We start from the raw sequence: 10,663 nt of genomic DNA on the forward strand, positions 1-10,663 counted from the left end.
AATGAATGCCGGAATTCCTTGTAAAATCAAGGATTCCGGCATTTTTGTATTTTTTACAAACAAGTTAATATGAGTATATTTGCTTTCTATTTCGCAGCTGTAACCCCTGCCATAACAGTTTCAACTGTTTCGGCCGAATCAGGGATATAGCTGGCAATTATGGAAGAAATATATTTCCCTTTGGAAATACAGTAATAATCCTGAAGCAAGGCTCCTCCAAGCGCAGAAAGCGAAAGTTTCGTAAAGGTCTGTCCCCCTATATTAACATCCTCATAATCATTAAACTCATAGCCATAATCCTCCAAAGTCCCTAACTGCTCCTTCACAGAGTCCAAATACTGTTCAGCAGACATACCTTTTCCAAGGGTTGCAACTGAAATATTTTCATGCACCATCTGAAAGTTTGAGGACTGATCCGGCAGGATTACCATAAAGTCATAAGCGGTTGTAAACTCCGCAACTTTATACTGCACATCATTGGAAACCCCATTGTTGACCAGGATCTCCTGGCCAGTTCCCAGCGCTTTCTTAATATCCTCTTCCGTGGAAATCGTACAGTCCTCAGGAAACGTAAAAGTGAGATTCAACCAGGGGCTGGTAAATGCATAACCATCCCAGGAACCGGTTGAAAATTCAGCTGTTTTTTTCCCTTCGGCTGTTGTCTCCGTTTCCTTAATCTCAGTTGCTTCAGGCGGCTCCGGAAATGGCTTATTCCCAGAATTGCACGCAGCCAGCCATACAGATGCAAGGAAAGCAGCACTCAAAACCAAAATGGTCTTCTTCATAATCATACCCTCTACTCTATATTTGATAATAGTATTTTATCAAACGCAGATGAAAAAGACAATAAGTGAGAAGGAGTGGCTTAATGGAAACTGTCTCATTAATCGGGCATAAGCCTGTCAACAGTGCTTTGAAGCTGTGTTACTTTCAAAGATCTTTTATTTGATGAAAAGTTCTCCCAAAAGGGAGGAAGCCGGCAAGAGGGGGATCCTGCCGGCTTTGAGTATGAAAAAAAGTTTTATGTTGAAAAGGTGTTTACCTTGTTTACGAGTATTAATATACCCAAAGAATGTGAAGAATATTTGATGAAAATGTGAAAAAAATGTGATGGATCGTTAGTGTGTATTCGCAGTAAAAAGCAGCATGGCAAACAACTGATGGAAAAAGGGAAATAGCAAAAAAAATATATGTGCAAGTTGCACTGTAAAAACACTAATTATTAGTTACAATAGTGCAAAATATAAAAATAGGTTGACAAAATGACTGTCTCGGGCTATAATCATAATTAAATAACAAACTTAGTTAATTAATTACATCTATAGTAAGAACGGAGGCAGTGCTGCCATATGAAAAAGCAAAAATTTCCAATTAATCTATTTTTACCTTATTTGGGTTTTTATTCGGCACAGGCAATATTCGGAACTTATCTCAATCTGTATCTGAATGATGTTGGATTTTCTAAAACGCAGATGGGTATGTTTACTTCGTTGTCAACACTGCTTGTCTTAATTGTGCAACCGCTATGGGGATATGTAAGTGATCGCTCAAAAACAAAAAACCGTATTTTAAATTTACTGTTGATTGCTGGGGCAACTACAATATTGGGTTTTTATTTAAATATAAATTATTGGTGGATTATGGTGGTCAATTGCCTGTTCTGTGTTTTTTATAATCCGGTGCCGCCTCTCCTCGATAATCTTTCTCTGGAGACGCTGGAGAGCAGCAAAAGTATATTTGACTTCGGACATATCCGGTTGGGAGGAACAGTTGGTTATGCGATCGGTGTACTGACAGCTGGGCAGCTAATGCAGAATCAATATCGACGAATGTTTTATATGATCAGTCTTCTTCTTCTGTGTGCATTTATTTGTCTTCAGTTTGTACCACCTGTTATGGGATATCGTCAGAAAGCAAAAAAATCATCATTTAAAGAACTACTGAGTGACAAAAAAATTTTTTGCTTTATTTTTATGAACTTTATTTTTTCATTAGGTACAGTGATTTATTATTCCTATTATCCGCTTTATTTTACAACAATCGGCGGGGATAGCCAAAAAGTAGGAATCCTGATGTTCGTTACCGCGGTGTCGGAAGTTCCATTTTGGCTGATTGCCGGGAGACTGACAGAACGCTTCGGCTATAAAAAAATGATGGTGGTTGCGGCTGTAGTAACGGGATTGCGGTGGACGACACTCAGCATAGCTATGAATCCACTTGCTGCCATATGCATTAACTTAACTCATGGTTTTTGTTTTGTAACATTAAACTATTGCATAGTCACTTATATAAATGTGCATGTTCCTAGAGATTTGAGAGCGACGGGGCAAAGCATGAATAATATGGTAACTACGATTTTATCACGGGTGATCGGAGGTGTGTTGATCGGATATCTAAGCGATATATTCGGAGTGCCTACCATGCTTCGGCTTGCGGGAGCAGCGGCATTTATTGGTGCGGGTATTTTCTCAGTCTGTTACCATCTGATAGAGAAGAACGAAGGATAGATTGTTTTCTATTTCAAATTTTACCATACTGTAGGATCCCAGTATGGATGAAAGGGTACCTATTATAAATATGATTTGGAGAAGGGAGATTTTTATCATGAAGAAAAAATGTATGGCATGGATAACAATGGCAGTTATGCTGGGGGCGGCATCCATAAGTGGCTGTTCTTCGAAAACGGAAACACCGGCTTCGGAAAACCAGTCAGGTGCAGCAGGGGAAAAAAGTGTAAAGAAAGAAAATCTGCGTGTAATCACATTCTTTGCAGGTTCGGATCAGTGGGCCCCTACTTGGCAGGAAGTCATTAAGGAATATATGGAGGCAAATCCCAACATTACGATTTCGGATGAATCGGTTCCTACTGCTGGTAATAACGATATGTTCCGTCCAAAGATGAATGCCGATATTGCAGCCGGAACTCCGGTCGATGTTGCATTATATTTTAATGGTTCCGATGCAGAGCCGCTCTATGAGTCCGGACTGTACGTGAGTTGGGATCAATATCTGGAAGAGGATTCCGAATGGGCGTCAAGTTTCCGTTCTACCGTAATGCCTTCCGGCCAGATTAATAACGAACAATTTAATATTCCATATATTGGATCCTTTGAGGGATTGTGCTATAACCAGAAGATATTTGATGAGTACGGTCTGGAGTATCCGACCACATGGGATAATATTATAAAGGCGTGTGAGGTACTGGCAGACACGGATATCATTCCCATCAGTAATTCTTTACTGAGTCCGACATGTCAACTGGAAACCATGTTATTGGCGCAGGTAGGGCCGGAAAATCAAAAGAAACCATTGGATGCTTCCTGGGCGGGTGCGATTGACCAGTTTAAGACGCTGTATGATTTAGGCGCATTTCCAGCTGATGCGGCAACTATTTCGGATGCAGACTCCCGCATTATTTTCCAGGACGGACGTGCGGCTATGACATTTACCGGCTCCTGGGTTTTAAATACGCTGAAAGAAAATCAGGATATGCGCATGATTGCTGTTCCGGTTCCGGAAGGGGCTCAGGGACAGGAGGGAGCCATTATCTCAGTCTTTGGTTCCGGTTGGTATATGTCCAAGGCCGCCGCTGAACGCAGTGATGCCGCGTTGAATTTTGTGAAATATATGTGTTCACCGGAAATCCTTGCCCGTTTTATTGAAGTAGGCGGTACGCCAGCTATGAATATTGAGATGCCGGAAGAAGCGGAGGCTCTTTTAGTCAGTGCAAATGAGATGACGGCAAATGCAACTGCTATGAATCCGCCGATCGATACCATGATACCAAGGGAAGTGTTTAACAACCTTGCTAAAAAATTGATTTATGTATGCGAAGGTGAAATGACTGCGGACGAACTTTTAGAAGAATGCCGGACAGCATTGAGTAATATTAAAGCGAACTAAATGATCGTCAGGCGGGGGGATGGCTTATGACACGAAGAGACAAAAAAAACTTGATGTATTCTGTTTTATTGCTTGTGCCAGCATTGATTTTTGTTTTGATATTTTTAATTATACCATTGTTTAAAACTGTTTATTACAGCTTTACTTCCTGGTTTAATTTCTCACAGACGAAAACTTTTATTGGATTGGCCAACTATAAACAGTTCTTTACTGATTCAGTTGTCGGAATTGCTTTGCGTAATACAATGCTTTTGATCGTGTTTGCACTTATTTTCCAGGTTGGAGTGGCTTTGATTCTGGCTATCTGTGTGGATTCCGCTCACCATGGATTTCGTTTTTTCCGCACGGTGTATTTTTTCCCGATCGTTATTTCGGCTACAGCAATCGGTCTGATGTTTTCTTTGATTTACAAATATGATTATGGTCTTTTGAATTATATCATTCAGGCATTTGGAGGAGAACCACAGGTATGGCTGACGAAAGAGCGGTCCATTTATATGCTTTTGATACCGGTCTGCTGGCAGTTTGTAGGATTCTATTTTGTCGTGTATTTAACAGCCATAGCCAATATCCCTATTGATATATATGAATCGGCGGTGTTAGACGGTGTAAAGCCATGGCAGAAAGCAATCTATATTACGGTTCCCATGCTGAAAAGCAGTCTGGTTGCCAATGTGGTTCTTGTGATCTCCGGATGTTTCCGGGTATTTGATATGGTTTATATCATCACTGGAGGGGGACCTTTAAACAGCAGCCAATTGTTGAGTTCCTACATGTATTATAAGGCATTTGCCGACTACAATACCGGATATGCCAGTGCAATTGCAATTATTATGATGGTACTTGGCTTAAGCATTACAGGTGTTGTAAAAGTTTTTACTAATAAGATTCAAGGCGATACTTAAGGAGGTGAGAGGATGAAATATCATTATGAAACACCGCAGGATCGTTTTATGGCGGCGGTCAGAGCCGTTCTGCTTTATGGAATATTAATTATGTGGGCGTGCGCTGCAATTATTCCCATGGTTTGGGTATTTATCAACTCCTTTAAGGAATCAAACGAAATCTTAAAGAATTCCATTATGCTTCCGTCTCACTGGACACTGGAAAATTATATTACAATGGCCAATTATCCCGATATGAATCTTCTGCGTGCATTTCGAAACAGTGTGATTATTTCGGGGGGTGTAGTCATAGGAGTAGTGCTTTGTGCAGGTTTTGCAGCATATAGCATTACACGTTTTGCTAATAGATTTACCGCAGTAATCAGTATTGTATTTAATGCTGTTTTGCTGGTACCATCGTTTTCTACTCTGATACCAAATTTTGTGACAATCAGTGCGTCTCCGTTCAGAGGAACGTATATGGCAGTTATATTGCCTCTGATTGCCAGTAATATGAGCTTTTCTACGTTGCTGCTGACTGGCTATATGAATTCGGTTCCCAAAGAACTTGATGAAGCAGCAATTATTGACGGCGCGGGTCCCATGCAGATTTACTGGAGAATTATATGTCCCTTGAGTGTACCGATGTATTCAACCATAGCAACTATGGTATTCATCTGGTCATACAATGATTTACTTACTTCCCTTACCTACTTGTCGAACCGGAAGATGCAGCCAGTCAGCGTAATACTGTCTATGGTTAGCAGTATGATCGGTACGGATTACGGTGCCATGATGGCCGCTATTTTCTTTACAATGCTGCCGCTGCTGGTATTATACGTTGTGCTGCAGGAGCAGGTAGTCAAAGGTCTGACGGCTGGCTCTGTCAAAGGTTAACACAGTATCTCACAATTATTGTATTAGTGAAAGGAGATTTATTCGTGAAACGAATTTTAATGAATCAAATAGGCTATGATTCTGATTTTAGTAAAAAAGCTGTCTTTCAGTCAGATGAAGAGATACAGGTACTTGGATTTAAAATTCTCGAGGAAAAGTCAGGGATAGAAGTCTACTGTGGAGAAGCAGAAAAAAGCAGTCCCGTAGCCCGCTGGAACAAGGGGGATTACTGGGTGATGGATTTTACTGAGTTTGCCCCAAACGCTCATAAGAATTACAGCAGTTTTTATCTGCTGGATGTGGAAACCAGTGCAGGAGAAGTAGTTTCATCCCCATTTGAGATTTATGGATCCGTTGTAGAGTATTCCACACTATCTAGCATTGTGTACTATTTCAAATCTCAGCGTGCTACGGGAGAGTGGGAGGTTAAGGACCATAATATTGGGTTTAAGGGACCACGTGAGGGAACATTTGATGTTCATGGTGGCTGGTTTGATGCCACCGGTGATGTAGGTGTACATATGACTCATCAGTCACATACGACTTATTTTAATCCTCAGCAGGCGTCATTCTCAGCTGCAGTATTCTACCGGTTATTAGATTTACTGCAAAAAAATGAGAATCCATGTTATTCTGTTTTTTGCCGTCGTTTGTTGGATGAGGCATCTTATGGTGCAAATTGGCTGATGCGGCGGAGGGCACCTTCAGGAAGCTTTTTTAAAGTGGGTCCATGCCGGAATTATGCTTATGATCCAACAGATATCACTCGTGAGATCGGATTCGAATACAAGCATTCCAGCCCTCAGTTCGGTACTGCCGAGACTGCACAGACGGAGAATGTTGGAGATGAATATTACGAGACTTCTTTCCGGTCCGGCGGAGGATATGCGATCGCAGCTCTTGCAGCGGCTTCTCGTTATCCATACCCGTCCTGTGAATTTACAGGGATCGAATATCTAAACGCTGCCCGAGAGTCCTATTTTTACCTGGAAAAGAACAATGAGCACTATACGAATGACGGGGCATGGAATCTATTGGATGAATTTTGTGCACTGGAGGCGACAGTTGAACTCTATAAAGCTTCTCTGGAAGTTGGATTTTTAAATCGGGCCAGGGAATTGGCGGAGCGGGTTATGTCACATTTTGTCTTGGTAGAAGATGGAATGGGGTACTTCAGTGTGGATGGGAAAGGACGTCCGTATTTTTCTGCAACCGATGAGGGTACGCCGGTGGTGGCATTGCTGAATTATTATCAGATTGAGAAAAATAAAAATTGCCGTGACAGAGCTTTAAATATTGCTGAGAGTGCAATGCGTTTTGCAGCTCATATAACAAATGAAGTGTCGAATCCCTTTGGTTATGCCCGGATTTTTTATCAGGATAAGAACGGTGATCGGGGAAAACAGTTTTTCTTCCCTCATAATACAGAGATGGCTCCATGGTGGCAGGGAGATAATGCCCGTATTCTGTCTCTGTCTGCAGCAGCCCGCTATACGGCGTCTATGACGAGGGATTTGGACCTGGCAAAAAGGCTGAATATTTATGCGGATGACCAGATCGCCTGGGTGTTGGGACTGAATCCATTTGATACATGTATGCTGGAAGGGGCCGGACGGCACAATATCGATTATTATTTCCAGAATCAGTATGATTTTATTGGTGCTCCGGGTGGGATTGTAAATGGTATTACGAGCGGCATTGAGGATGAAGAAGGAATTGAATTTGTCATGAATCCGGACGAACATCCGGAGATTCAGGATAACTGGCGCTGGGCAGAACAGTGGCTTCCGCATGCCAGCTGGTTTTTATATGCTGTAGGATTGAAAATGAAGTGAGAATGGAGAAAATAAATGAGAGAGTGGTTTAAGCAGGATTTGAAAGAGTCAAAGAATATTCACCGTCCACTGCGCATTCATGAAGAAGAGATGCGGGAAACCAGATGTCTTCGTAAACGGGTTGTTTCAAGTATACTGCTTGACGATATGACCTCCCTGGATCATTGGGAGACGGAAGGTCCTTATGCAAGAATGGAACTAAGTAAAGAACATACAAGACAGTGTGTAAATTCACTGAAATTTACATCAGTAACAAAGCTGGATCATTGGCCCAATGCCTTTGGACGGATTTATACTGTGCCAAAGGTGATACGTAAAGTAAACCATGAAAATTGGGAGCATATAAACCGGATCTCTTTCTGGGTTTATGCAGATATGCCAGGATTCCGCTCCATTAGCTTTCGGATGCAGTTCCGCAATGGCGGAGATCATCCGGTACCAGACCGTTACGACAGGGAAGGGCATCATAACGTTAACATGACGAATGGAAAGTGGCAGTATGTTTCTGTCGAAATTCCCTACGTTCACCGGGACGATGTTCTGGGATTGAGTTTTGAGTACGATATGGTGGGCGGAGAGCCAGGTGCTACAGAAACAGCATGCTGGTATATTACGGATATCATGCTGGAAACGCTTGCGCCAGAGGATTTGGACGTATATGAAGGCTGGCAGCCGGGAGAACACCGCATTGCATTTTCAGGATCAGGCTATCAGGCCGGCAGTATGAAGACTGCCGTTGTAAATGAACCGGAAGCGAAAAGTTTTAAACTGGTGGAAACCGCCAGCGGGCGCACAGTGCTGGAAAAAGAAATTGACGTGCAGCGTGATAGCAATGGAGTTCACCAGGTCCTTGATTTTTCAGAAATACAGACTCCAGGAGAGTATCTGCTGGTATGCGGAAGCATCGTATCACGTTCCTTTCCCATAGGAACCGGGATATGGGAAGATGCAATATGGAAAACCCTTAATTTCCTTTTCTGTGAGCGCTGTGGCTGTGAGGTACCGGGGAAACATTACAGCTGTCATCACGATGTAACCATTCGCCATGGAGAACGATCAATCATTGCGAATGGAGGCTGGCACGATGCCGGAGACATGACTCAGGTGACGACGAATACATCGGAGTGTACATACGCGTTGTTCGAGCTGCTGGATAAGGTTCGTGATAATGACCCCTTATTTGAACGGATATTGGAGGAAGCAAAGTGGGGATTGGAGTGGCTTCTTAAAACACGGTTTGGTGATGGATATCGTGTGCCATCTTCCAGTAAATCCTGTTGGACGAACGGTATTATTGGAGATGATGATGATATTTTCCGTGAAGCTGCATTGGAACCTATAGAGAACTTTATGTGTGCTGGAGCGGAGGCGCTTGCCTATATGGAACTTAGAGAGATTGAGCCCGAGCTGGCTGCATACAGCCTGAAATGTGCAAAGGAGGACTGGAATTTTGCATATACAAATCGCGAGATGCCGGACTTTTGTAAATTTGATGACCCCAACCGTATTTGCACCCCTCTGCTGAAATCATCGGCTGCCTGCTGGTCTGCTGTAGATTTATATAAGGCTACGGAGGAGGTTTATTATCGGGATATGGCAATCTGCTTTGCAGATGAAATCATTGCCTGTCAGCAGCAGGAGATAACAGATTGGGATACACCGTATGTTGGCTTTTTCTACGATGATGCAAGCCATAAGCTGATTGCTCACTGCAGTCATAGAAGCCATGATAATGAACCAATACAGGCGCTGGCTCGTCTGGCTGCCTGCATGCCGGATCATGAAAACTTTGGAAAATGGATGTATGCTGTTAACCTGTACAGTGATTATATTCAGAATGCTAGTGAAGCTACAGCGCCATACTATGTAGTGCCTGCTTCCATCTATCACGAGAATGAGGCGATGCACGATAACGAATATGATATGGGCATGATTAAAAAGTATTTAACCGATGACGAGCGCAGAGAGAATTACCGTCTTCAGGTTCAAAACGGAGTATCGCTGGGAAATGGGTATTATCTGCGCCGTGAACCGGTAGCATTTGAACATAGAGGAAATCACGATGTGACTCTGGCGGGAGGAAAAGGTGTGGCCTGCGCTGCAGCCGCAAAAAATGATTATGCACTTGCTGAACTGGCGCAACGGCAGTTTGAGTGGATATCCGGAAAAAATCCGTTTGCAGAATCCGTGATGTTTGGAGAAGGGTATGATTATTGTCAGGAATATGCAGTGCTGCCGGGAGAAATGGTTGGGGAACTGGGAGTTGGATTTGCAACACTGGATGAACATGATTCTCCATTCTGGCCACAGGTCAATACCTGCGTTTATAAGGAGGTATGGATTCGTTCGGTTCTTCAATGGATCTGGCTGGCATCCGATCTGCATGGAGGAGCAAAAATCAGCGGACTCATGCCGCAGAAAAATGGGAAAGTACTTTTTACCAATATGGATTATGGCTGTATCTATGAGCTGTCTGTCAATTCCGAAACGGGCTGGTATGAAGGAGAATTACCGGCGGGGAATTACGAGATTAGCTGCTGTGGTCAGATAAAACATATGACTTTGCTGGCTTCACGTTCCTATCGCCTGGATGCGCCGTTTTATGATTATCAGATAAAGGCGAGGAAAGAAGGCAATGAAGTAACTCTTGTGATCAGAACACAGGGCAGCGGAAGAGCAAGGATTAAACTGAATATGATTAATCTTACCTGTTGTGATTTTGACCGGGAGATCATTTTGGGAGAGGAGATTGAAATAAAGGGAGAGATCAGGGAGGCGAGGCGGCCTTATTATGCAGTATTGATTCCTGATGGAAAATTGGAACAGATAAAAGAAGTTTATGGACGATAAACAGTAATTGTGAATATGGTCAGTATGAGCGGGACAAGAACAAGGCTGCAGCACTTATAAAGTGTTGCAGCTTTGTTGGTGCGCCCGGCGGCGCACGTTTCTAACCGGTGCAAGTCCGGAATCCGCCCGGTGGTGGGAAGGATATAGCCGAAGGCAAGGGTGTCCATCGTGAGGTGGAATCTGAAGGAAGCTGGATATGGGGAACATACTAACCCATGGGCAAATCTCTGGTCTGACGAACAGAAATCACATCAGGCCATGCGTGAGGGTAAGGCTGCCAAACAAGTCGAAGCC

General features: G+C 43.0%; 7 protein-coding genes. 6 read left to right on the top strand and 1 reads right to left on the bottom strand.

Going from position 1 to position 10,663, the window contains the following annotated elements; translation table 11 throughout:
* Positions 1-86 precede the first annotated feature (86 nt).
* Positions 87-785: a hypothetical protein gene (locus NE473_RS11105; protein WP_055652318.1), complete on the bottom strand. Its 699-nt coding sequence runs from the start codon at positions 783-785 to the stop codon at positions 87-89.
* A gap of 564 nt (positions 786-1,349) precedes the next feature.
* On the opposite strand from NE473_RS11105, the gene NE473_RS11110 reads away from it, so the two are divergent.
* From NE473_RS11110 to NE473_RS11135, 6 genes are all read left to right on the top strand, one after another.
* Positions 1,350-2,507 carry an MFS transporter gene (locus NE473_RS11110; RefSeq protein WP_055652319.1) on the top strand — a complete coding sequence of 386 codons (1,158 nt, stop codon included), beginning with the start codon at positions 1,350-1,352 and terminating at the stop codon, positions 2,505-2,507.
* A gap of 97 nt (positions 2,508-2,604) precedes the next feature.
* Entirely contained in the window at positions 2,605-3,903 is a 1,299-nt protein-coding gene (locus NE473_RS11115; RefSeq protein WP_055652320.1) for an ABC transporter substrate-binding protein, read from the top strand.
* 233 nt (positions 3,904-4,136) lie between these two features.
* Positions 4,137-4,808, top strand: coding sequence for a carbohydrate ABC transporter permease (locus NE473_RS11120; RefSeq protein ID WP_242866265.1), 672 nt, complete (start codon positions 4,137-4,139; stop codon positions 4,806-4,808).
* Positions 4,809-4,820: 12 nt separating this feature from the next.
* The gene (locus NE473_RS11125) at positions 4,821-5,684 is read left to right on the top strand and encodes a carbohydrate ABC transporter permease (protein ID WP_006774482.1); all 864 of its coding nucleotides are present in this window, start codon (positions 4,821-4,823) and stop codon (positions 5,682-5,684) included.
* Between the two features lie 44 nt (positions 5,685-5,728).
* Entirely contained in the window at positions 5,729-7,519 is a 1,791-nt protein-coding gene (locus tag NE473_RS11130) for a glycoside hydrolase family 9 protein (protein ID WP_055652322.1), read from the top strand.
* Positions 7,520-7,534: 15 nt separating this feature from the next.
* Positions 7,535-10,369, top strand: a complete 2,835-nt coding sequence (locus NE473_RS11135; RefSeq protein WP_055652323.1) for a glycoside hydrolase family 9 protein — start codon at positions 7,535-7,537, stop codon at positions 10,367-10,369.
* Positions 10,370-10,663 lie beyond the last annotated feature (294 nt).

The organism is Hungatella sp. SL.1.14 (assembly GCF_024460495.1).
Lineage (GTDB): Bacteria > Bacillota > Clostridia > Lachnospirales > Lachnospiraceae > Hungatella > Hungatella hathewayi.